At 63.6% G+C, this 23,839-nt stretch carries 16 protein-coding genes; 7 read left to right on the top strand and 9 right to left on the bottom strand.

Translation table 11 applies throughout. The features are described 5' to 3' along the window. Positions 1–20 precede the first annotated feature (20 nt). Positions 21–389: an Hpt domain-containing protein gene (locus JN279_RS21580; protein ID WP_095200060.1), complete on the bottom strand. Its 369-nt coding sequence runs from the start codon at positions 387–389 to the stop codon at positions 21–23. Positions 390–659: 270 nt separating this feature from the next. On the opposite strand from JN279_RS21580, the gene JN279_RS21575 reads away from it, so the two are divergent. Both JN279_RS21575 and JN279_RS21570 read left to right on the top strand, forming a co-directional pair. Then, positions 660–7,271, top strand: a complete 6,612-nt coding sequence (locus JN279_RS21575) for a kinesin (protein ID WP_202350192.1) — start codon at positions 660–662, stop codon at positions 7,269–7,271. A 179-nt stretch (positions 7,272–7,450) separates the two neighbouring features. Then, the gene (locus JN279_RS21570; RefSeq protein ID WP_202350191.1) at positions 7,451–8,065 is read left to right on the top strand and encodes an exonuclease domain-containing protein; all 615 of its coding nucleotides are present in this window, start codon (positions 7,451–7,453) and stop codon (positions 8,063–8,065) included. Between the two features lie 35 nt (positions 8,066–8,100). Here the strand turns inward: JN279_RS21570 and JN279_RS21565 are convergent, their stop codons facing one another. The 4 genes from JN279_RS21565 to JN279_RS21550 are packed head-to-tail and all read right to left on the bottom strand — an operon-like array spanning position 8,101 to position 12,178. After that, positions 8,101–8,751, bottom strand: coding sequence for an ABC-type transport auxiliary lipoprotein family protein (locus tag JN279_RS21565; RefSeq protein WP_202350190.1), 651 nt, complete (start codon positions 8,749–8,751; stop codon positions 8,101–8,103). A gap of 37 nt (positions 8,752–8,788) precedes the next feature. Continuing rightward, entirely contained in the window at positions 8,789–10,162 is a 1,374-nt protein-coding gene (locus tag JN279_RS21560; protein ID WP_096446452.1) for an MlaD family protein, read from the bottom strand. Between the two features lie 14 nt (positions 10,163–10,176). After that, positions 10,177–10,986, bottom strand: a complete 810-nt coding sequence (locus tag JN279_RS21555) for an ABC transporter ATP-binding protein (RefSeq protein WP_096446454.1) — start codon at positions 10,984–10,986, stop codon at positions 10,177–10,179. Positions 10,987–10,990: 4 nt separating this feature from the next. Then, positions 10,991–12,178, bottom strand: a complete 1,188-nt coding sequence (locus tag JN279_RS21550; protein ID WP_202350189.1) for an ABC transporter permease — start codon at positions 12,176–12,178, stop codon at positions 10,991–10,993. 77 nt (positions 12,179–12,255) lie between these two features. Here JN279_RS21550 and dgcA point away from each other — a divergent pair, with 77 nt between their 5' ends. Beyond that, on the top strand, positions 12,256–13,239 hold the full coding sequence (dgcA, locus tag JN279_RS21545) for an N-acetyl-D-Glu racemase DgcA (RefSeq protein WP_202350188.1): 984 nt from the start codon (positions 12,256–12,258) through the stop codon (positions 13,237–13,239). On the opposite strand, the gene JN279_RS21540 is transcribed toward dgcA, so the two are convergent. Together JN279_RS21540 and JN279_RS21535 are read right to left on the bottom strand one after the other, a co-directional pair. After that, positions 13,159–14,424 (bottom strand): MFS transporter, encoded by a 1,266-nt coding sequence (locus JN279_RS21540; protein WP_096446460.1) that lies wholly within the window; start codon positions 14,422–14,424, stop codon positions 13,159–13,161. The two genes, dgcA and JN279_RS21540, sit on opposite strands and share 81 nt — an antisense overlap. A gap of 118 nt (positions 14,425–14,542) precedes the next feature. Continuing rightward, a complete protein-coding gene (locus tag JN279_RS21535; RefSeq protein ID WP_096457350.1) occupies positions 14,543–15,358 on the bottom strand; it encodes a UDP-2,3-diacylglucosamine diphosphatase in 816 nt (271 codons plus the stop codon). Between the two features lie 119 nt (positions 15,359–15,477). Between JN279_RS21535 and JN279_RS21530 the strand changes: the two genes are divergently transcribed. The 4 genes from JN279_RS21530 (at position 15,478) to JN279_RS21515 (ending at position 21,019) form a co-directional block, all read left to right on the top strand. After that, entirely contained in the window at positions 15,478–16,257 is a 780-nt protein-coding gene (locus JN279_RS21530; protein ID WP_096446462.1) for an SDR family oxidoreductase, read from the top strand. A 176-nt stretch (positions 16,258–16,433) separates the two neighbouring features. Beyond that, positions 16,434–18,758, top strand: coding sequence for an NADP-dependent malic enzyme (locus JN279_RS21525; RefSeq protein WP_096446464.1), 2,325 nt, complete (start codon positions 16,434–16,436; stop codon positions 18,756–18,758). A 190-nt stretch (positions 18,759–18,948) separates the two neighbouring features. Continuing rightward, positions 18,949–19,629: an outer membrane protein gene (locus tag JN279_RS21520; protein ID WP_096446466.1), complete on the top strand. Its 681-nt coding sequence runs from the start codon at positions 18,949–18,951 to the stop codon at positions 19,627–19,629. A 187-nt stretch (positions 19,630–19,816) separates the two neighbouring features. Beyond that, entirely contained in the window at positions 19,817–21,019 is a 1,203-nt protein-coding gene (locus JN279_RS21515) for a DUF2865 domain-containing protein (protein WP_096446468.1), read from the top strand. Here JN279_RS21515 and gltX read toward each other — a convergent pair. Both gltX and JN279_RS21505 read right to left on the bottom strand, forming a co-directional pair. Beyond that, positions 20,937–22,310, bottom strand: coding sequence for a glutamate--tRNA ligase (gene gltX, locus JN279_RS21510; protein ID WP_202350187.1), 1,374 nt, complete (start codon positions 22,308–22,310; stop codon positions 20,937–20,939). The two genes, JN279_RS21515 and gltX, sit on opposite strands and share 83 nt — an antisense overlap. Before the next feature lie 143 nt (positions 22,311–22,453). Next, positions 22,454–23,635: a hypothetical protein gene (locus JN279_RS21505; protein WP_202350186.1), complete on the bottom strand. Its 1,182-nt coding sequence runs from the start codon at positions 23,633–23,635 to the stop codon at positions 22,454–22,456. Positions 23,636–23,839 lie beyond the last annotated feature (204 nt).

Raw genomic sequence — 23,839 nt, 5'->3', positions numbered from 1 at the left:
CGTTTTTCCACAAACCTGGGTCAGCGATTGATGGCGGCGATGAAATCGCGCACTTCGTCGATCAGCTTGCCAAGCCGCTTGAGCGTCTGGCCGTCTTCCGGGCTCCGCTCGATCTCGGTGGCGCAATCGGCGATGGCGAAGGCGCCGACGCCGCGAGCCGACCCCTTCAGACCATGCGCCAGCAGGAGCCGATCCTTGAGATCGGCATCGACTATTTTGTCGCGTACCGACAGCGCCTGCTGTACAAACAGCGCCAGCACCTCCTGCTCGAGGGCGCGGTCGCCCATCGTCTGCCGGGCAAGGTGTGCCAAATCGACCGGTCGGGACTGTCTGGTTCCCGATACGTCGCCCCCGGGCATTGAGAAGGCAATGCCGCTTTCGCCACGCATGAACTCGAACTCCGTTTCTTCGGTCGCCTGAAAAACTAGGCGAATCCAATGGACAACGGGTTAATGAATGGCCGGGAAAAATGTTGCGAAAGCGGCGCCCAAATCACGCTTCCGTTAACCTTATATTTAAAGTTTTACGTATCCCGCGGAATGCATGTTTTCTTTACCCCCCTGTGTCATTACGATACGAGGGTCCATTTTCAGCCTCCTGCGCGGGGTACGACAAAGACAATTATAAGCCCGCGGCAGCTAGTACAGGGTAGCGAAGGCATGGCAAAGAAACCAACGACGACGACGACGAGAAATCTCGACAGCGACGTGGCCAGGGAACTGGAAAAAGCGCTCGATCTCGACCTCAGCGGCGATATCGGCAGCGGCGATCTCGATATCGCGGCTTCGATGGAAGATCTAGAAGCACAGATATCTCAAGCCGCCGACGAACTGGCCCGCGAGGGACGCAACCAGAAGCCCGCCCCCGCCGCCAATCAGGCCCCCATTGCCAATCAGCAGGCGAATCCCACGCCGAAGGCCAAGCCCGCCGAACTGCGCCCCGTCGAGACACGCAATGGCAATGGCACGCAGCCCGCGGGCTTTGCGCCGGCCAATGATGATCGTCAGAAAGATTACAAGACACTCCTGCACAGCCTCAACAGGCGCGCCTCCAACACCGTCTACTGGATCGTTGCCTTTGTCTCGCTGGCCTGGATCGCGGGCGCCGGCGGGCTGGCCAACCTGCTGTTCGGACCGAGCATCTGGCGGATCCGCACACTCGACCAGTTCCTTGCCCGTCCCGAGCTGATTGGCCTCGCCATCGCGGCGATCGTGCCGATCATCCTGTTCTGGGCCTTCGCCGCCATGATTCGCCGCGCCCAGGACATGCGCATTGCCGCCCAGTCGATGACGGAAGTGGCCTTCCGCCTGACCGAGCCGGAAAACATGGCGCAGGATCGTGTCATGATGATCGGCCAGGCCGTTCGCCGCGAGGTCGCGGCCATGGGCGAAGGCATCGAACGCACGCTGGCCCGCGCCGTCGAACTGGAAACGCTGGTCCACAGCGAAGTCAACCAGATCGAGCGCTCCTATTCGGAAAACGAAACCCGCATCCGTTCGCTGGTCGACGGGCTCGGCAGCGAGCGCGAGGCGGTCGTCACCCATGCCGAACGCGTCCGCGCCTCGATCGCCGGCGCGCATGAGACGCTCAAGGATGAAATCGGCGCCGCCAGCGACATCATCCGCGACTCGATCCTCAATGCGTCGACCAAGCTGTCGATGACGATCACCAATTCCGGCGACACGCTCATCGATCGCATCAATGAAAGCTCGATGTCGATCTTCGATTCGGTGGAAGGCCGGCTCGAGAACATCACCGACAGGCTGTCGACCTCCGGCGAGGCCTTCGCCAGCCTTCTCGACACGCGCATTGCCAAGCTGACGGATACGACGGACGGCCTGACTAGGTCGTTGACCGATCTGCTCGACGATCGCACGACCGGCATGGTTTCGCTGCTTGGCGGCGCCGCGCGCACCCTCAATTCGGAATTCGAAGCCAGCCTCAATGGCATCGAGCGCACGCTCGCCGAACGCGGTCAGGCGCTGATCAGCGAGTTCCAGACCCGCGCCGAGGCGCTCGACACCGGCACGCAGAAGCTCAACGCCGCACTCGAGGCCCGCGCCCGCCAGATCAACGAGACGCTGGTCGAGCGCGCCCGCGAAATCGCCCACACCTTCGCCGAGAGCAAGGATACGCTGGCCGCGATGATCGATCAGGGCAAGACCCAGATCGGCGCCGACATGGCCGACATCGTCACCTCGACATCGAGCATGCTGGAGGCCCGCGCCAGCGACTTTGCCGGTCGCATGGAAGCGGCACGTCATGTCGTCTCGCGTTCCTTCGACAGCGATATCCAGCGGCTTGCCGACGCCCGCGTCGGCATCGAGGAAGCCGTCGAAAACCACAGCCGCAAGCTGTCCGAAAGCCGCGAACGCATGGCCGCCGCCATGGAGGCGGATCTGGAGAAATTCGCCGAAGGCCGCGCCGGCATCGATGCCGCGGTGACCAACCAGGTGCAGAAGCTGGCCGAAGGCCGCAGCCTGATCGCGCGCGCCCTCGAAGAGGATCTGCGCAAGGTCAATGAATCGCGTGCGGCCATCGACGCGTCGCTGGGCAGCCATCTCGAAAGGCTGGAAGAAGGCCGCAACCGGCTCTCGCTCGCTCTCAATGAAGACTCCGGGAAACTCGTGCAAGCCCGTACGATCATTGATGAAATGGTCGCCGGACACGTCGGAAAACTCGCTGAAGGCCGCAACATTCTGTCGCGCGCCCTGGAAGCCGACCTCGGCAAACTGTCCGACAGCCGCGCCAGCATTGACGGGCTGGTCGCCGGTCAGGTCGAGAAGATCGCCGAGGGCCGTGCGGTGCTCGCCAAGGCCCTGGAAAACGATATCGCCGGCATCAAGAGCCTGATCGAGGCGCATTCGGCAAAGCTGGTGGAAGACCGCAGCCAGCTCGGCCGTTCGCTCGAGAGCGACCTCTCCGGCATCAGGGGCCTGCTCGACGATCATTCAGGACGGCTTGCCAACGACCGCAGCCTGCTGTCGCAGACGCTCGAAGCCGACCTTGCCAAGCTCGCCGAAAGCCGCTCGAGCATCGACGGCCTCGTCGCCGGCCAGGTCGAGAAGCTGGCCGAGGGCCGCGACATTCTCAAGCGCGCCCTGGAATCGGACCTCAACACCATCAAGGGCGTCATATCGAGCCAGTCGGAAAAACTGGCGGAGGACCGCGGACAGCTTTCGCGCGTCCTGGAAGCCGACCTGCAGAATGTGAACAGCGTCATCGCCGACCACATGAACAGGCTGGTTCAGGATCGTTCCACCCTGTCGAAAGCTCTCGAGGACGATCTCGCCAAGCTGGCCGACAGCCGCTCCAGCATCGACGGCCTCGTCGCCGGCCAGGTGGAAAAACTGGCCGAGGGCCGCGACATCCTCAAGCGCGCCCTGGAAGCCGACCTCAACACGATCAGGAACACCGTTGCCGACCAGTCGCAGAAGCTGGTCGACGACCGCGCGCAGTTCGCCCGGGCGCTAGAAGCCGATCTCGAAACGGTCAACGGATTGGTCAACAGCCACTCTGAGCGACTCGTTCAAGACCGTTCGACGCTGTCGAAAGCGTTGGAAGCCGACCTCGGAAACGTCAGCGGGTTGGTGAACAGTCACGCCGAAAGACTCGTCCAGGATCGCTCGACACTTTCCAAGGCATTGGAAGACGACCTCGCCAAACTGGCCGAAAGCCGGTCGAGCATTGACGGGCTGGTTTCCGGCCAGGTCGAGAAGCTCGCCGAAGGCCGAGATATCCTCAAGCGGGCTTTGGAAGCCGACCTCAACACGATCAGAGGTGCAGTTGCCGACCAGTCGCAAAAGCTTGTCGACGACCGCGCGCAGTTCGCACAAGCTCTGGAAGCCGACCTTGAGAGCGTCAGCGGCCTGGTGAACAGCCACGCGGAAAGGCTCGTCCAGGATCGTTCTACTCTGTCGAGAGCCCTAGAGGACGATCTTGCCAAGCTGGCCGAGAGCCGTTCGAGCATCGACGGTCTGGTAGCTGGCCAGGTGGAGAAGCTGGCCGAAGGCCGCGACGTCCTCAAACGCGCCCTGGAAGCCGATCTCGCCAAACTGGCCGAAAGCCGCTCCAGCATCGACGGCCTGGTTGCCGGCCAGGTCGAGAAGCTGGCCGAAGGCCGCGACATTCTCAAGCGCGCCCTCGAAGCCGACCTGCAGAAGCTGACCGAAAGCCGCGGTGATATCGACGGCATCATCGCCGGCCACGTCGGCAAGCTCGCCGAAGGCCGCAACATGCTGAGCCGCGCGCTGGAAGACGATCTCGGCAAGCTCGCCGAGACCCGCAAGGACGTCGACCGCTCGCTGTCCGGCCACATCGATCAGATCGCTGCCCGGAGCACCGACATTTCGGCCGCGATCGCCGCCGATGTGGACAAGATCGAGCAGGCGTTCAGCCGTCAGACCGGTATCATCGAGGAACGCGCCGGAACCATGGAGCGCGCGCTCTCGACCGGCGTCGACAATGTCCGCAGCGTGCTCGAGAAGAGCGCGGTCTTCGTCGCCGGCGCCCTACGCGAAAAGGTCCTGGAAGTCACCAGCACGCTGCATGAGCAGGCTGGCGCGGCGTTCAGTGACGCCGATCGCAAGATTGCCGAGCGCGCCGAGCAGACCTCCGCCGCCCTTTTGGCGCGTGCCGAAGACATCGCCCGCACCTTCGAGGAGGCCGATCGTCGCCTCCACGCCCGTGCGGAAGATACGTCGAACGCCTTGCTCGCCCGTGCCGACGACACCTCCAGCTCGCTGCTGGCCCGTGCCCATGAAACCGCCGATCAGCTGGCCGCCCGCGCCGGCGAGATCGCCGGCACCTTCGACATGGCGGACCAGAAGCTCGCCGCCCGCGCCCAGGCAACGACCGACCAGTTGGCCGCCCGGGCTCAGGATACCGCGGATCATCTCGCCGCCCGTGCAAACGAGATCGCCGGGGCCTTTGACGCGGCCGACCAGAAACTGGTTGCCCGCGCCGTCGAGACCGCACAGTCGCTGGCCGCCCGCGCCGGCGACATCCTGCGCAACTTCGAAAGCGCCGACCAGCGGCTCGGCATGCGCATCGGCGAATCGGCCGAGGCGCTCGCCGCCCGCGCGTCGGACCTTGGCCGCATCTTCGATGCCGCCGACCAGCAACTGGTCTCGCGCATCGCGGAAGGTTCGGACGCGCTGTCCAGCCGTGCGTCGGAAATCGGCCGCATCTTCGACGAGGCCGACCAGCGCCTGGTCGCGCGCATCGCCGACAGCTCTTCGACGATCGGCGAGCACGCGCAGACCATCGTCGGCGCTTTCGCCAGCACCGAGCAGAGGGTCGCCGATCGTGCGCGCCAGACCGGCCAGGAGATGGCCGTGCATGCCCGCGAAATCGAGCAGGCACTTGCCGGCGCCGACGAGCGTCTTGCATCGAGCGCAGCGGCTGCAGCCGCCCGTGTCGAGGAGCAGATCGCCAGCGTCGAGAACCGGCTCGCCCACACCACCGAGACGATGGGCCAGAGGCTCAACGAGCAGGTGTCGAGCGCCGAGGCGCAACTCGTTTCGCGCGCCAATGTGATCGCCGAGACCTTCACCGCGGTTGGCCAGCATATCGGCCAGAGCACCAACGATGCCGCCAAGACGATCGGCGCCAACACACGCGAACTCAACACCATGCTCGCGGCGCGCTCCGCCGAAATGTCGAAAATCCTCGACGAAACCGCACGGCCTCTAGTCGAGCGCTTCGCCCAGGGCGGCTCGGAACTGCAGAAGAGCATGGAAGAGGTCACCGAACGCGCCACCGAGAAGCTGCGCAGCGAAAATGCAGCCCTGGTCAATGCACTCGCCAGCCGCACCGCCGAGACCTTGTCGGCGGTCGAGGGCGCTCGCTCGTCGCTGTCGGACAGCGTTGCCGATCTCATCGGCCGCATGACCAAGTCCAGCTCGCAGCTCGGTCAACTGATCGAGCAGGCCGCGGTCAATCTCGGCCAGGTCGACGAACGTCTGACCGGCAGCACGCAGAGCTTCGCGGCCACCACCGAAAAGGCCGCGCAGACCTTCGCCAGCTCGGCGCGTCTGGTCGATTCGAACACCACAAGGCTGACGGAACTGTCCTCGTCGACCTTGCGCGAAGTGGCCTCGATAGCCACCAAGTTCGATGAACACAGCCGTCTGCTGGCCAGCGCCTCGGACCTGTTGAGCTCGGCCCAGAGCAACCTCGAGCACACGCTGGAGAGGCAGTCGTCGCTCGAAGACCTCGCCGTCGGCCTGGTCAAGAAGTCGGAAGATCTCGAAAGGGTCATGCGCTCGTTCGAAAACCTCGTCGGCCAGACGCTGCAGAACGCCGAAGGCAAGACGATGGAGTCGGCCGACAAGATCCGCAACGCCATCACCGACGTCGTCGATTCGGCGACCAAGCGCTTCGCCGATGCCACCGATGAGATGCGGCGCACCGCGAGCTCGATCAAGAGCGAGCTCGACCTCACCCGCGCCGAGCTCAAGAAAGGCGTCATCGAGATGCCGGAAGAGGCAAAGGAATCGACCTCCGCCATCCGCCGCGCCGTTTCCGAGCAGATCAACGCCCTGAAGGAACTTTCGGACATCGTCGCGAAGTCCGGTCGCGGCGGCGGCGATGCCGCTGAGCCACGCCCGCTGCGCCCGGCGCCGCAAGCGCCGGCGGCACGTCCTGCCGAGCCGCCGCGTCGTGCGCCGGCACCACAGCCGGAGCTTCGCACGCCTCAGGCGCCGCTGGGTGGCGCAGCACTGCGCGGCACGCTCGATCTCGAGCGTCCGGCCGAGGCGGCACCGCGCCAGCAGCGTCCTGACGCCGGCGCCCGCACGCCGCAGGGCGGTTGGGTGCGCGATCTCCTGACCGCGGCGTCGAACGATGCCGATCTCAGGCCGGCAGCACCACCCTCGGCGCCGGCGGAAGCGCCACGCGCGGCCCCTGCCCAGCGCTCGCCGCTGCATGTCGTGGAATCACTGAACTCACTGTCCGTCGATATTGCGCGGGCGATCGACCACGATGCTTCGATCGAGCTGTGGAACCGCTATCGGCGCGGCGAGCGGGACGTGTTCACGCGCCGGCTTTACACGCTGAAGGGTCAGCAGACCTTCGACGAAATCCGCCGCAAGTATCAGGGAGAGGCCGAGTTCCGCGCCGCTGTCGACCGTTACTGCGACGACTTCGAAAAGCTGCTCAAGGATGTCTCGCGCAACGACCGCGACAACATCATGGCGCAGACCTACCTGACGTCGGACACCGGCAAGGTTTACACCATGCTGGCCCACGCCAGCGGACGGTTGCACTAAGCCGAAATTAACAGGCGGGGCCATCGCCCCGCCTGTTTCTGCCTAAATCTCCGTTGCACGTAGAGCCCATCCCAACTGGCTGTTGCGGCCCGGATGCGCTCGAAAATATCCCAAAGCCAAAGCCCGACAGCGCGAAGGCGAAACCACTGCCCTAACCCTCAACGCAAGGGGTTCTGACCGTGAAGACGGCCATCATATTCGACTGCGAGTTTCTCTGCCTCGAGGGTTCACAACGCAGATTCTGGTGCGCGGCCCACGATCCCGACCCGGTCATCGCGCAGGTCGGCGCGATCAGGCTTGGGCTCGAAGACGACTTTCCCCTGCTCGGGACACACAAGGCCTATATCAGGCCGATCGACCGGTTTGGCCAGAGATACGCACTCGACCCGTTCTTCACCAAACTGACCGGCATCACCGAGGAAAACATCGAGACCGAGGGGGTCGCGCTGGGAGACGCCCTTGCCGAGGTCGATCGGTTTTCCGGCGGCGCGCGGCTCTGGTCCTGGGGCAAGGACGAGCTGAACATGATCGCCATCAGCTGCTATGTCGCGGGCATTCAGCCTTCCATCCCGGCCACCCGGTTCGACAATGCCGTCAAGCTGCTGATCGCGGCCGGGATGCCGATCGAGGATCTGGCGAGGACGCCGAGCCACAAGCTTGCGGAGTATTATGGCGTCGACCACCCGCCATTGCAGGGCCACGACGCGCTCGACGATGCGCTCTCCGTAACCTACACCTTGCGGCACCTGTTAAAGACCGGAAAGCTGCGGCCGGATGTCTTCGATCGCCTTTAGCCTGGAAGCGTCGGTGCATCCGGCGCGCCTGGCGTTCAGATCACCGAATCGGTCCAGCGAACGATCTGCTTGGCGGCGTCCCCAAACGCGCTGTCGAGCGCTCTGACATAGGCAGGATTGCCGCTGCCCGAAACGGGCGCGGACGCGGTGAAGCTCTTGGAAGCACGCACCTCGCCGTTGCGATCGTTGAGCAGGCGCACGAACAGGTCGACTTCGGCATGCTCACCGCCGTCGACACTCACCTCGAAGGAACGGATCTCGACGATCACCTGGTAGTCGATCGCCAGGCCCTCGCCCGGCTTGCCGACGCCGGCAAAGCTGCCCGAGCGCTGGAACGTCTCGGCCAGCCGCGCCTGCACAATCAGCGGCAGGCGGTCGGCCCACTGCGCCCCCTTCAGATACTGGATCGAGCGGTCGGAGGGCTTGATGACGATGTTCTGGCTGTCCAGCGCCTTGAGCGCCGAGGGCTGGGCGATCAGGATTTGCTTGCGGCTGTGACCATGCGCGTCGACCGAAGGCGCCGACAGCTCAAACGTGTCGAGCGGCGCAGGCTTGCCGCCCAGTACCGCGCAGCCGGCAAGCGATAGCGCAAGCAGCGCCGCAGCCGGTGTCAATCCAACCGTTCTCACCCACACCGACTTCACGCGCGATCCCCGTTGTCCCCGGATCGTAAGATCAACCCGCATCCGCAGATCATGTTCTTGGGGCGCGCCGACGCCGAAGTCAACGCCGCGCCCTGCCATCGAATTGCCGAACCTCGCCGTCGCCACCCGAAAGAATGCGCTGCGGGTTGCGGCTGAGATCGGTGACCGCCTCCTCGATCCGGCTGATCGAGCGGCGGCTGTCCTGCACCAGCGCCTCGACATTCGACAGGCCCTGGCCCGAGAAGCGCGCCAGATTGTCGGTGATGACGCCAAGCCGCGCATTGAGCGTATCGGCAACCTGCTTGAACGACTTCAGCGTATCCCTGGCATCGGCCATCACGCCATCGGCCTGCCCCGATCCAAGCAAGGTATCGACCTTGGCGAGGATACCGTCGACGCGCACCGAGGCATCGTTGAGCCGCTGCGCCAGCTGTTTGGCGTCCTTGATCGTCTGGTCGATGTCGTCGGCGCGGTTGGCGAATTTTTCGGTCACCACGGCGATGTCGGCGGCGGCCTTGTTGGCGTTTTCGCTGGCCTTCTGGATATTGGCCAGAGCGGCACGCACCTGCGCCGGATCGACACCGTCGAGCACGCCATCGACCTTGGCCAGCGTTCCCTGCGTCTGCTTGGCGAAATCATTGACAGACCCGACCGCAGTGTCGACATTCTTGATCACGCCGTCGAGCTGCTGCGATGTCTCCTTGAGGTTCGCGGTCACCGTGTCAACATTGGCCACGATGCTCTTGATCTTGTCCTTGTCGACGGCATTGAGAATCCCTTCAGCCGCCTTCAGCGTGCCGTCGAGCTTCCCGGAAACACCCTTCAGTTCATCGGACAGAGCACTGACGCTGGACAGAAACTTGTCGATGCCGTCGGAATTCTTGGCCAGCGCATCGGAGAATGTCTGCGCGTTCTGCACGGTCTGCGTCAGCGGTCCGCGAACGTCCTTGGTGAAGCCTTCGAGTTCCGAAAGCACCTTGTCGGCGCGGGTGAAGATGTTCTGCGCCGTCTGCAGCAGGTTGGTCACGGCTGAGGGATTGGCGACGATCTCTGCCACCTTGCCTTCCTTCTCGGCCTGGTCGAGGAGTTTCACTTCCTTGGGGTCGGCGCCCTTGAGTTCGATGTTGGCCTGGCCGGTGAGGCCGGCAAGGCCGATGTCGGCCTGCGTCGACTTGGTGATCGGCGTCAGCCGGTCGATCTCGGTGTCGGCGATGGCGACGGTCGGATTGTCGACGTCGATATAGACGCGCTTGACGTCACCGACCTTGACGCCGTTGAACAGCACGAAGCTGCCGCGGCCAAGGCCGGAAGCCGAACCAGGGATACGCACGCGCAGCAGCGTCGTCTCGCCCCTGTCGCCGATCGCCGCCGTCCAATAGACGAAGCCGAACGCCGCCAGGATCGCAACCAGCGTGAAGATGCCGACAATGACGTAGTTGGCTCTGGTTTCCATTGCTTCACTTATGGCTATGCACGCGCGGCAAGATCAAGTTGCCGGGCGCGTTTTCCGCGGAAATACGATTTTACCCACGGTTCTTCGCTCTTCAGCATGTCGTCGATGGTGCCTTCGACCAATACTTTCTTCTTGCCCAGCACCGCCACGTGGTCGCAAGCGGTAAACAGCGTGTCGAGGTCGTGGGTGACCATATAGACGGTCAGATCCATGGTGTCGCGCAGCTTGACGACCAGTTCGTCGAACTCAGCCGCGCTGATGGGATCGAGGCCGGACGTCGGTTCGTCGAGAAAGACGATGTCCGGGTCGAGCGCCAGGGCCCGCGCAAGTGCGGCGCGCTTGATCATGCCGCCGGAGAGTTCGGAAGGGAATTTCTGCGCCGCGTCGGGCGGCAGACCGACCAGCTCGATCTTGAGCAGCGCCAGCTCGTCCATCAGCTTCCTTGGCAGGTCGAGATATTCGCGCATCGGCACCTGCACGTTCTCCTGCACGGTCAGCGCCGAAAACAGCGCGCCATGCTGGAACAGCACGCCAAGGCGCATGTCGATGCGCAGGCGCTCTATATCGCTTGCCTTGTCGACGTCGACGCCAAACAGCTTGATCGTTCCCGACTGCTTGGGCATCAGCCCGAGAATGGTTCGCAAGAGGACGGACTTGCCGGCGCCCGAAGCGCCGACGAACCCCAGGATCTCGCCACGACTGATGTCGAGCGAAAGCTTGTCGAGGATCAGCTTGTCCTCGATGGCAACGGTGACGTCGCGCACCGAAAGGACGATCTCGTTCTCGTCCTTTTCCTCCATCTTGATGCCATTGCTCTTCGCCATCTTTTCAGAACTCGATCGCTGCGTAGAACATGGCGAAAAGCCCATCGAGGATGATGACGACGAAGATCGACTTCACCACCGAGGCGGTTACGTGCTGACCGAGCGATTCGGCGCTGCCGCCGACCTTCATGCCTTCGACGGAAGCGATCGTGCCGATGATCATGGCCATGAACGGCGCCTTGATCAGGCCGGCGAAAATCGTGCTGAGATCGATGGCGACACGCAAGCGGTCGATGAACGCGGCAGGTGGGATATCGGAGTAGAGCCAGGCCGCGACGATGCCGCCGCCGAGTGCGGCGAAATTGGCGATGATCGTCAGGCACGGCAAGGCAATCACCAGCGCGACCAGGCGCGGAAAAACCAGGACGCCGATCGGATTGAGACCGATGACCTTCAGCGCGTCGACCTCCTCGCGCATCTTCATCGAGCCGATCTCGGCGGTGATCGCGCTGCCGGAGCGGCCGGCGATCATGATTGCCGTCATCAGCACGCCGAGTTCGCGCAGGATCAGCACGCCGACGAGGTCGACGACGAAGATATCGGCGCCGAAATAGCTGAGCTGGTATGCGCCTTGCTGGGCGACGATGGCGCCGACGATCGCCGACATCAGCACCACCACCGGAATGGCGCCGACGCCCATGCGGTCGATCTGGTTGAAGATTGCCGCCGGGTTGACGGCATGACCACGGCCGAGCTTCATCTGCGCGCCGCGGATGGTGGCGCCCAGAATATTCATCGAGGCGAGGAAATCGTCGCGCATCTCGTAGACGCGCCGGCCAACCGCCTCCAGCGCCCGGATAATGATGTTTGGCGGCCGCGCCGGGCCGGATTCGGGCTCGCGCCGGACAGCCTCGCCGACGGCGTCGAGCAGGATGGACGCGATCTCGCTTTGGCCTTGCAGCCGGACCTCGACGTTCTTCTTCTCGAAGGCGCTGACCAGCCGGTCGATCAGCCAGGCGCCGGCGGTATCGATCTTTTCGATTTTCGAAAGATCCAGCGCCAAAATCTTGAAACCGCTTCGTTTCTCGATTTTGCGCATGTCGGCGTCGATCAGCGCCACCGTCCGTGTCGTCCAGATTCCGGAAAACGCGCAGCCGAGCACGCCGCCTTCCTCGCGGACCGCCACGCGTGGTTGGTGGTCAGCCTCCGAGGCGGTCGTGCCGCTTGCGTCGCGCTTGCCGATGGTCAACATGGCGTCCTGTTTAGCCTGATGGGTCCGACCTTGTCGATTTGCCGACACCCCTTCTCGCATAGCCGGAGCAGAAAAATATGGCGCGTGTCATTTCGGTTGAGGCCGAACGTTTTCCGATCGCCGGCACCTTCACCATTTCGCGCGGCTCCAAGACCGAGGCCGAGGTCATCACCTGCACGATCAGCCAGGATGCTCATCGCGGTCGCGGTGAATGCGTTCCCTACAAGCGCTATGGCGAGACCATGGACGGCGTGCATGGCGCGATCGAGGCCATGCGTGAGCGGATCGCCGGCGGTATCGACCGCACCGCTTTGCTCGACGCAATGCCGGCGGGAGCCGCGCGCAACGCCGTCGACTGCGCGCTGTGGGATCTTGAAGCCAAGATCAGCGGCAAGCCGGTGGCAAGCGCGATCTGGCCGGCTCCGCTGCGTCCGCTGGAAACCGCCTACACGCTGTCGCTTGGCGAACCCGAGTCGATGGCGGCGCAGGCCCGCGCCAACGCCGGCCGCCCGCTGCTGAAGGTCAAGATCGGCGGCGACAACGACATCGCCCGCATCCAGGCGGTGAGACAGGCCGCGCCTCAGAGCCGAATCATCCTTGATGCCAACGAGGGCTGGACCGACGACAACATCGTGGCAAACCTCGTTTTTGCCGCGGAGCAAGGCATTGCCCTCGTCGAACAGCCCCTGCCCGCCGGCCGGGACGAAATCCTGCGCCACATCGCGCATCCGCTGCCGATCTGCGCCGACGAAAGCGTGCATGAGGCGAAGAACCTGGAAACGCTGGTCGGTCTCTACGATGCCGTCAACATCAAGCTCGACAAGTCCGGCGGGCTGACGGCGGCGCTCATGCTGCGCGATCGCGCCCGGGAACTCGGTTTCGGCATCATGGTCGGCTGCATGGTCGGCACATCGCTGGCGATGGCGCCGGCGGTGCTACTCGCCCAGGACGCCGATTTCGTCGACCTTGACGGTCCGCTGCTACTTGCCCGCGACCGTGTGCCGGGTCTCGTCTACCAGGGTTCGCTCGTCTCCCCTCCGGACCGGGCGCTTTGGGGCTGAGCGCGCGGCGAGCCCGATCAGCACGAGGCCGACGATCGCGATCGGGATCATCACCAGGAAACCATCGACGCCGAGACGGTCATAGAGCGGGCCGGAAGCCAGTGTAACGGCGGCCATGAAGAAGCCGTTGAAGAAATAGGCGATGCCTTGCGCGGCGCCCGTGCGCTCTTCGGAGACGGTCTCGGCGATCATTCTTTGCAGGCCGATGAGCACCATCGCGACAGACACCGAATGCAGCGACTGCACGGCGAAGAAACCGGCGACACCCAGGCCGAGCGGCCATACCAGTGGGAAGATGATCCAGCGCACGATAGAGCCGATGCCGGCGATCACCATCACCTTGACGACCGACACGGAGGCAAAAATACGATTGAAAAACACAAACATGCAGACTTCGGACACGACGCCCCAGGCCCACAGCAGGCCGACGACGGAATCGCTGATGCCGATCGATTTCCAATAGATGGAAACGAAGCCGTAGAGGAAGGCGTGGCTGGCGGTGATGATGCCGACGCCAAAGGTGAAGTAGAGGAAATAGGCATTGAACAGGCTCGGCGCCGCATGCTGGATTTCCGTCGCCGACAGCGGCGAGGCCTTGCGCGGCCGCCCCATGCGCGGCGCCAGCAGGCCTGCGACGAGCGCCGCGCCAAGGGCAAGGAATATGATCACCGGAACGGCCTGGGGACCGGTGGCCGCCAGGATGAAGCCGCCCGCGACATTGGCGCAGAGATAGCAGATCGAACCCCATTTTCGCATGCTTGCGTAGTTTGAGCCGAAACGGCGCACGCCCGAAAGCGCCAGCGAATCGGCGATCGGCGAATGCGGCGTCCAGACAATGGTCAGCGCCAGCGATACCGCCAGCACCATCGCGTAGGTCGGCGTGAGAAAATAACCCGCCGAGAGCAAAAGGGAGGCTGCCACCAGCGCGACATAGACATTGGCGCGGTCCCTCGCCCGATCGGCGAGCGTCGTCAGCAGCGGCGTCGTCACCACGCGCAGGAACATCGGCGCCGCCAGGATGACGGCGATCTGCTCGGCGTGAAACCCCTTGGCCTGCAGCCAGAGCGGGAAATAGGGCAGATGCGTGCCGAGCGATATGAACAGCGTGCCGAAGATCAGGCTCATGCGCAGTTCGAAATGGCGCGGCTTGACGAGTTGTTCTGGCGAAAGCGGCGGCAGGGACATGAATCGATCCAATTACGCCGCGTACGATCGGCCGGCGACGTAGATCGATCCCTTAACATGGCGGAAAACCAGACGAAACCGGCTGGACTAACCGATTAACGCTTAAAGTCGTCGCGCGTCAGGCCGCCTGCCCGACCCGATCTTCGATAAGCATCGGAATGAAGGGCTCGTCAGGCGCTTCGGGCAGGACTTGCGCCCAGGTCAGGATTTCCATCCGGCCATCGAAGTGCTCGACCACGGCCGTGCAGCTTTCCACCCAGTCGCCGGTGTTGATGTACTGGACATCGCCGAAATTCTCGATGGCGGCATGGTGGATATGGCCGCAGATGATGCCGTCGACATGCGAGCGGCGCGCTTCTTCCGCAAGCATGGTCTGGAACGAGCCGATGAAGTTCACTGCTTTCTTGACGTTGACCTTGGCCCAGGACGAGAACGACCAGTAAGGCAGGCCGAGCAATTGGCGCAGCCGCGTCACCACGCGGTTGACGATCATCGCGGCGTCATAGGCGTGGTCGCCGAGATAGGCGAGCCAGCGCGCGTTGTGCACCACCGTGTCGAACTGGTCGCCATGGATGACGAGCAGGCGCTTGCCGTCGGCTGTTTCATGGATGGCGCGGTCGGCAACGACGATGCCGCCGAAATGCACGCCCTGGAACTGGCGGGCGAATTCGTCGTGGTTGCCGGCGATATAGGTGATCGAGGCGCCCTTGCGTGCCTTGCGCAGCAATTTCTGCACGACGTCATTGTGGCTTTGCGGCCAGTGCCAGCTCCGCCGCAGCCGCCAGCCATCGACGATGTCACCGACCAGATAGATGATGTCGGCGTCGTGATAGCGCAGGAAATCGATCAGGAAGTCGGCCTTCGCCGCCTTCGAGCCGAGATGGACGTCGGAAATGAACATGCTGCGGAAAGTGCGGGGCTCTTGGCCTGACATCGCGATTTCACCCTTGCTTTCGAGCAGCCTATGCCCCGATTCATGCAACAACCGTATGACGGTTGCGATTGGTCCAGCCTAAGGACTAGCTTGCCGGGCAAATCACAGGAGAAATCGTCATGGATCTCGGTATCCGCGGGAAGAAGGCCATCGTCTGCGCTTCGAGCAAGGGACTTGGAAAAGGCTGCGCCATGGCGCTGGCCGAGGCCGGTTGCGACATCGTCGTCAACGGCCGCAATGCCGAACTGGTGGCGAAAACCGCTGCCGAGCTGCGCCAGCGTTACGGCGTGACGGTGACGGAAGTCGTCGGCGACGTTTCGAAGCCGGAAGTGCAGAAGGCGCTGCTCGCCGCCTGTCCCGAACCGGATATCCTGGTCAACAACAATGGCGGTCCGCCGCTGCGCGATTTCCGCGAACTCGATCGCGCAAAAATCCTCGAAGGCGTCACCCAGAACATGGTGACGCCGATCGAACTGGTGCAGGCCGTGCTCGACGGCATGGCCAAGCGCGGTTTCGGCCGCATCGTCAACATCACCTCGCTGTCGGTTTATGTCCCCATCCCCGGCCTCGACCTGTCGTCGGGCGCGCGCGCCGGCCTGACCTCGTTCCTCGCCGGCGTGGCGCGAACAGTGGTCGACCGCAACGTCACCATCAACAGTCTTCTGCCGGGCAAACTCGACACCGACCGGCTGCGCGGCTCGCATGAGGCCGGCACCGTCGAGGACCCGGCTGCTGCCGCGGCGCGCAAGACCCGCATCAGCGCCGATGTGCCGGCAAAGCGCCTCGGCACGCCGGAGGAGTTCGGCCAGATCTGCGCCTTCCTCTGCTCGGTCCATGCCGGCTATCTGACCGGGCAGAACATACCGGTCGACGGCGGTCTCTATGTCAGCGCCTTCTGATCGAAAGGTCGGTGAAACGGCAGGACTCATCTGGCATGAAACAGCCGTAAGCATCTGACATTTCGTGATTTTTGACGCGCCGGCACTTAAAGCTGTCGGCGCGTCAATTAGCGTCGCGAAAAACCTCTACCGCATGCTAAAAGGTCTCTCGAAGCAGGTTTCGAGGGAGCGGCCGCATGGAAGGCGAGAACAAGAAAACGGCACGTTCGGACCTCGACGAAGCCGCCCTTTACTTCCACAAGCACCCGACGCCGGGAAAGCTCGAGATCCAGGCGACCAAGCCGCTCGGCAACCAGCGCGACCTGGCGCTCGCCTACTCGCCCGGCGTGGCGGCTCCCTGCCTCGAGATCCGCGACAATCCGGCAACCGCTGCCGACTACACCGCGCGCGCCAACCTCGTCGGCGTCGTCTCCAACGGCTCGGCTGTGCTCGGCCTTGGCAATATCGGCCCGCTGGCCTCCAAACCGGTCATGGAAGGCAAGGCGGTCCTGTTCAAGAAGTTCGCCGGGATCGATGTTTTCGACATCGAGATCGACGCCCCCGAGATCGAGCGCATGGTGGAGACCGTCGCCGCTCTCGAACCCACTTTCGGCGGCATCAACCTTGAGGACATCAAGGCGCCGGAGTGTTTTGAGGTCGAGGAGCGGCTGAAGGCTCGCATGAGCATACCGGTCTTCCACGACGACCAGCACGGCACCGCCATCATCGTCGCCGCCGCCGTACTCAACGGACTGGAATTCGCCGGCAAGACCATTTCGGACATCAAGGTCGTCACCTCCGGCGCCGGCGCGGCCGCCCTTGCCTGCCTCAACCTCCTGGTCTCGCTCGGCGTGCGTATCGAAAACATCTGGGTCACCGACCGTTTCGGCGTCGCCTACAAAGGCCGCACCGAAGAGATGGATCGCTGGAAAGACCCTTATGTGAAGGACACCGAGGCGCGCACGCTGGCCGATGTCATCCCGGGCGCCGACGTTTTCCTCGGCCTCTCGGCGGCGGGCGTGCTGAAGCCGGAACTGCTGCAGCACATGGCGCCGAAGCCGCTGATCCTGGCGCTGGCCAACCCCAATCCCGAGATCATGCCGGAAGTGGCGCGCGCGGCGCGCCCTGATGCCATGATCTGCACGGGCCGGTCGGATTTCCCCAATCAGGTCAACAACGTCCTGTGCTTCCCCTACATCTTCCGGGGCGCGCTTGATTGCGGCGCCAGCGCCATCAACGAAGAGATGAAGATGGCCGCCGTGCGGGCCATCGCCGCCCTTGCCCGCGAAGAGCCTTCGGACGTCGCCGCACGCGCCTATTCGGGCGAGACGCCAATCTTCGGACCCGAATTCCTGATCCCCTCGCCCTTCGATCCCAGGCTCATCCTGCGCATCGCGCCGGCCGTCGCCAAGGCGGCCTGCGACACCGGTGTAGCGACACGGCCGATCACCGATTTCGCCGCCTATATCGACAAGCTCAACCGTTTCGTCTTCCGCTCCGGCCTGGTGATGAAGCCGGTGTTCTCGTCCGCCAAGGCATCGAGCGCCAAGCGCGTCATCTATGCCGACGGCGAGGATGAGCGCGTGCTACGCGCCGCCCAAGTGGTGCTCGAGGAAGGCATCGCCGAGCCGATCCTGATCGGCCGCCCGCACGTCATCGAGGTCAGGCTGAAGCGCTATGGCCTGCGCATCAAGCCGGGCGTCGATTTCGGCCTGATCAACCCGGAGGACGATCCGCGCTACCGCCACTATGTCGACCTTTTGATCGAACTCGCCGGCCGGCGCGGCGTGACGACGGAAGCGGCGCGCACCATGGTGCGCACCGACAACACGGTGATCGCGGCGCTTGCCCTGAAGCGCGGCGACGCCGATGCCATGGTCTGCGGCCTCGAAGGCCGCTTTGAGCGGCACCTGCGCAACGTGACCCTCATCATTGGCCCTCGCGCGGGCATCAAGGACTATGACCTGTCGACGCTGTCCATGCTGATTTCGCAGCGTGGCATCATCTTCCTCACCGACACGCACGTCTCCGTCGACCCGACGGCCGAGGAGATCGCCGAGATGACCGTGCTGGCGGCCGAGGAAATCCAGCGCTTCGGCATCGAGCCCAAGGCGGCCCTTCTGTCGCATTCGGATTTCGGTTCGCGCGATTCGCCAAGCGCGCTGAAGATGCGCCAGGCGGCGGCGATCCTGGCACGCATCGCGCCGGAGCTGCAGTGCGACGGCGAAATGCATGCCGATTCCGCTTTGTCGGAGCATCTGCGCCAACGCGTCTACCCGCATTCGCGCCTGAAGGGCGAAGCCAATCTGCTGGTGTTCCCGAACCTCGATTCGGCCAACATCACGCTGACGGCCCTGCGCGCCATGATGGATGCGCTGCATGTCGGGCCGATCCTGCTCGGCACGGACAAGCCGGCGCACATACTGACGCCCTCGGTCACGTCGCGCGGTGTGGTCAACATGACGGCGCTCGCCGTGGTCGAGGCCGCGCACAAGGCGCAGGCGATCGCCAATCTGGACTAGGCGAAGCCGGCCTCAGCGGCTCGGCTTGGTCTTTCGGGCAGCACCCTCATATGCCGCAGCACCTCGTTGCAAACCAGGTGTTGCGAACCGGCAACTTGCGATTGCGGAAATTCGGCGTTGGCCGGAAGCGGATTTCGCGGGGGAAGCCGACCTGCTATGGTTGCGCATCTGATTTGACGGCGAGGACGTCATGAAGAGCCTGTTGCTCGCATCCGCATTGCTGTCGCTGGTCGGCGGACAAGCTCTGGCCGCGGACGCCATCAGTGTCGAGCCCACAACCGCCCATGATTGGTCCGGCGTCTATGTCGGCGGGCAAATTGGCTACGGTTTCGGCAGGACCGACGCGACTTACAATTTGCCGAACACCCCGACAATCCGAGGTTCGCAGGACTACGATACCGATGGTTTCCTGGGCGGCGTGCAGATTGGCTACAACTACCAGATCAATTCCGCCGTTCTCGGCGTCGAAGCCGATTTTTCCGGAGCTGACATCAAGGGACACTCCGACGAGATCCACGTCGGTGCAGGCGACACCTACGACACCAAGGTGGACTGGTTCGGAACGCTGCGCGCCAGGGCGGGCTATGCATTCGATCGTACCCTGATCTACGGCACCGGTGGCCTCGCTTACGGAAGCGTCGAAAACCGGTATCTCGACGGTCCCCTGGACAGCTTTTCCGAGAAGAACACCAAGGTCGGCTGGACCGTTGGCGCCGGACTCGAGCAAGCGATCACGGACCATTGGTCGGCAAAGTTCGAATACCAGTATGTCGATCTGCGGGACCAGACCATCGACTATGCCCCGAACTCCAACACCACGTTCGACAACACGTTCAACGCGGTCAAGATCGGCATGAACTACAAGTTCTGACGATCGGCTGCGGCAGGCCGGTCCTGATCCACTGTCGCTGGACGATCGAACCCTGCGCGTTGCCACGATTTGAGGCATCAATCCGATGGTGGCGGCTTTCCGGCCAACCACCGGACCGCATCCGAAATAGACGATTAACCGCGAACGGGGTAGCTTGGCGACCACAGGTAAGCGGGATTTGAGGCGAATGACAAGCGGAGGGTTGAAGCGGGCGCATGCTGCCATGCTGCTTGGCTTGCTGCTGTCCGGCGCCACCATCACCGAGCCACAGGCAGCCTCGCGGGTTTGTCGTCAGTTGGAGGCCGATCTTGCCGCCGCTTCGCGCGGCGGTGGCGGTGGCCCGGCAATAATCCGGAGATACGATGCCGCGATCGACCGGCAGCGCGAACAGATCGAGAAGGCCCGCGACCAAGCAAGCGGGGCCGGTTGCGGGTTTTCGCTGTTCTCCCGCAACATCAATCGATGCGCCGGGCTCAACGCCACCATCGACCGCATGAACGCCAATCTCGACAGTCTGCAGGCCAAGCGTGCCCGGCTCGCCGACGGCGGCTCGCGTCACGACCGTGGCCGCATCCTGGCCGCGCTCGACGCCAATGGCTGCCGCGACGACACAGTCGCGCCACGCCACGCGCCGCTGCAGGAAGCCGACCGTGGAGAAGACGGCAACGCCAACCTGTTCGACCAGCTTTTCGGCGGCGGTGGCCAGCAGAGCGACACGCTCGATCAGCCAGAGGATTCCGGCGAGGAGCGCAATGTCCGTCGCGTCCTGAACCTGCCCGGCATTCCGGACTTTCCAGATACCGGCGGCGAGTTCCACACCACCTGCGTGCGCACCTGCGACGGCTATTTTTTCCCGATGTCGAACGCTGCGTCGGTCGGCGATTTCGAGCGCGACCAGAAGAATTGCGAATCGAGCTGCCCCGGCACCGAAATGCAGGTCTTCTATTCGCGCGGCATGGACGACGATTCCGCCTCGATGACGTCATCCGTCACTGGCAGGCCTTACAGCGAATTGCCGACCGCCTATCTCTACAAGCAGTCCAACAAGTCGCAGCCGCCGGCTTGCGGCTGCAACGCCGCGCAGAATTTCCAGATCATTGGCGGCAACCCGCCGCCCCCGCAGCAGTCCCAGCCGGAAACGGACGCGGCACCGTTCGTTCCAATGCCGGCCTCCAAGCCCGATCCGGGCGCCGACCCTGAGACGCTGGCCAACAGGGAGGGCGGGCTCGACCGCGAAGCCATCAAGCGGCTTTCCGCCAAGCCGGTGACGTCGCCGGTGTCCGCTTTGCCGCCGGAGCAGCGCAAGGTCAGGGTCGTCGGGCCAACGTTCCTTCCCGACCCATCAGCGGCAATAAATCTGCAAGCTCCGGCCCCGAAGGCAGTCCAGTAAGGGCAAGCCTCAGCGGCATGAACAGCCCCTTGCCCTTGCGCCCGGTTGCTTCCCTGATCTTGCCGGTCCAATCCTTCCAGACCGTACCGTTCCAGGGCTCTTCAGGCAGGATATCGAAGGCCTGATTAAGAAAATCGCGGTCGTCGGCCGAAAATTCGGACCGCTCCTGCGGTCCCTCGCGCAGGATGCGCCACCAGCCCGCAGCATCGGCAAGCCTATCGAGATTGCCGCGCACCGCCAGCCAGAACGGCTCCGCCTGTTCGCCGGAGATGCCAAGCACCATCAGCCTGTCCCGCGCCTCGTCGAACGGCATATGGTGCAGCAGCACACGGTTGAGCACGAACAATTCGTCAGGATCGAACTTGGCCGATGATTTCGAGGTCGCGGCCGGGTCGAAATGGCCGGCAAGTTCGGTTAGATCATGCGCGGCCGCGACATTCTCCGAGGTGCCGACCAACACCGCGAGCGACGCGACGGCCATCGGCTCGATGCCGTCCCCGCGCAGGCTTTCGATGGAAAGCGCCCCGGTGCGCTTCGACAGCCCCTCGCCCGAGACGGTGGTCAAGAGATTGTGGTGGCCGAAGACAGGCGGCTCGGCGCCCAGCGCCTTGAACAGGGCGATCTGCACGCCGGTATTGGTGACATGGTCGTCACCCCTGATGACATGGCTGACGCCCATCTCGATGTCGTCGACGACGGAGGGCAGCGTGTAGAGATAGGTGCCGTCCTCGCGCACCAGCACCGGGTCGGACAGCGAGGCCAGATCGACCGTTTCCTCGCCGCGCACCAGATCGTTCCAATGCACCTCGGTGCGCTCCGGCTGTAGCGGATCGCCCGAGAAATTGGGCAGCAGGAAGCGCCAGTGCGGCCGGCGCCCGTCAGACTGGTATTCGGCCACCTGCTCTCGCGTCAGCGCCAAGGCCTCGCGGCCATAGACCGGCGGCAGGCCGCGCGTGCGGCGCACTTTTCGCCGGAGATCGAGTTCTTCCGGCGTTTCGTAGCACGCGTAGAGAACGCCCGCCGCCTTCAACCGCTCGACTGCCGCGTCATAGACCTCGAAGCGTCGCGACTGATATTCGGTGGCATCAGGGAAAATACCCAGCCAATGTAGGTCATAGAGGATGGCGTCGGCGAATTCCTGCTTCGATCGGGCGATATCGGTGTCGTCGAAGCGCTGAATGAAGCGGCCCTTGGTGTTCAGGGCGAACAACCAGTTGAACAGAGCGGTGCGCGCATTGCCGATATGGATGCGGCCGGTCGGTGACGGGGCGAAACGAACGGTAACTGTCATGAAAGGGGCGTACCGGATGCATTTGTGATTGACAAGACGCGCCCCCGCGCCGGTCGGCACACATAGAACATGACGCGGGCAATGAAAAGACTAAGGGCCATGCGGCACGCGTGGCCAGTGTTCGATGAGATCATCGAAGGCGATCAGCGGCCGAAGTCGTCGGAACTGAGGCGGGTCCAGCGGTCGCCCATCAACCCGCCGATGAAGATGTCGCCGGAACGCACCGCTTGCGCAACCTCGGGAATGCGCGAGCGTACCATCGTTCCGCCGGCATAGCGGAAGAAAACATTCTTGTAGCTGAAGAGTTGCGGCATGAACCTGGTCTGCGTCTGCCCGATAATGCCTGCGCAGCCCATATTCCACGCGTCCGCGACCAGACTATCGAGGGTCGCGCCCCAGTGCGATCCGGAGGCCTGGATTTGCAACAGGTTCGCCATGCCGCCGGCTTGACCGTAGAAAGCGTAGCAACCGAGCATTTTACCGGCTTCGTCGTAGGTCCCACTGAAATGAAGCGGGCCGTCGGCCCGCTTCTCGGCCGCCAGCGCGAGCAGCCGTGGCAGTTCGCCATCCTGCCAACGCGGCCGAAGCGCGTAATCGGACACAAGGGTCGGCAACCGCTCCGCAAATTGCGCGGCATCCATCGGCTCGCGATGGACCCGGTGTGACGATGAATGCTGGACGGACGGCTCGAATCTTTTTCTCGTAAAAGGGTCGAATGCCCTGGCGCAAGGATCGAATACGAAGCGAGACACGCCCGGCCATTTGCCGCGCACCACGGCGGAGGCCACCGCGGCCGGGCGGAAAATGCGGGTCCATCCCAGACAATGCACCGGCAGGAGCTGGTATTTCAACGGACGCGCGAAGGCCAGGGATACCCGGTTGGCCGAATCGGTCAGATGCAGATCGAATTCGCCTTGATGCACGGCACGCAGCAATTGCGGTCCGGCCGATCCGTGATCGGTGCCGGTGTCGGCCATGAGCGGACCGATGATCGCCGCATTCAATGCCGTTCCGTTGAGCTCGTAGCGGGCTTTCAGGACACCGAGGAAGCCACCCAGATCGCCCTGCGGGTTGATCTGGACAAGCGCGTTGCTCTCACCAGGCTGGCCGGCAGGATCAAGATAGATCTTCTTCATATACTCGGCCGTCTCCGCGATCGCGCGATCGCGGAGATGACGCCGACGCCGGCGAAACTTCGTCAGGAAGAGTGCGGCGACGCGCTCGAGATCTTCGGCAACTAGCGGCCGAACCGAGCCGTGGTGGGTCGCCAGCACCGACGGCGCGGCCACCTTTTCCACACCGGTATCTTCGGAAGCAAGATGCATCGTGAAGCCGAAATCCTGCGCTGACCAATCTGATCCCAGAGCACGGGCTTACGCCCCCTGGGTTGCTTTTGAGTAAATATGCAGCAACCAGTGGTAGAAAAGACGTGTTGTGCCCTGGCATTATAAACTACGTCTAAACTGCCGGGATGCCGCAAGATGCCGCGTAGGTCACTCTGGCTGACAGCGCCTGATGGAGTTGGCCTC

The organism is Mesorhizobium sp. 113-1-2 (assembly GCF_016756475.1).
In the GTDB taxonomy this organism is placed as follows: Bacteria; Pseudomonadota; Alphaproteobacteria; order Rhizobiales; family Rhizobiaceae; genus Mesorhizobium; species Mesorhizobium loti_C.
This window is presented reverse-complemented; position numbering and strand designations above follow the sequence as displayed.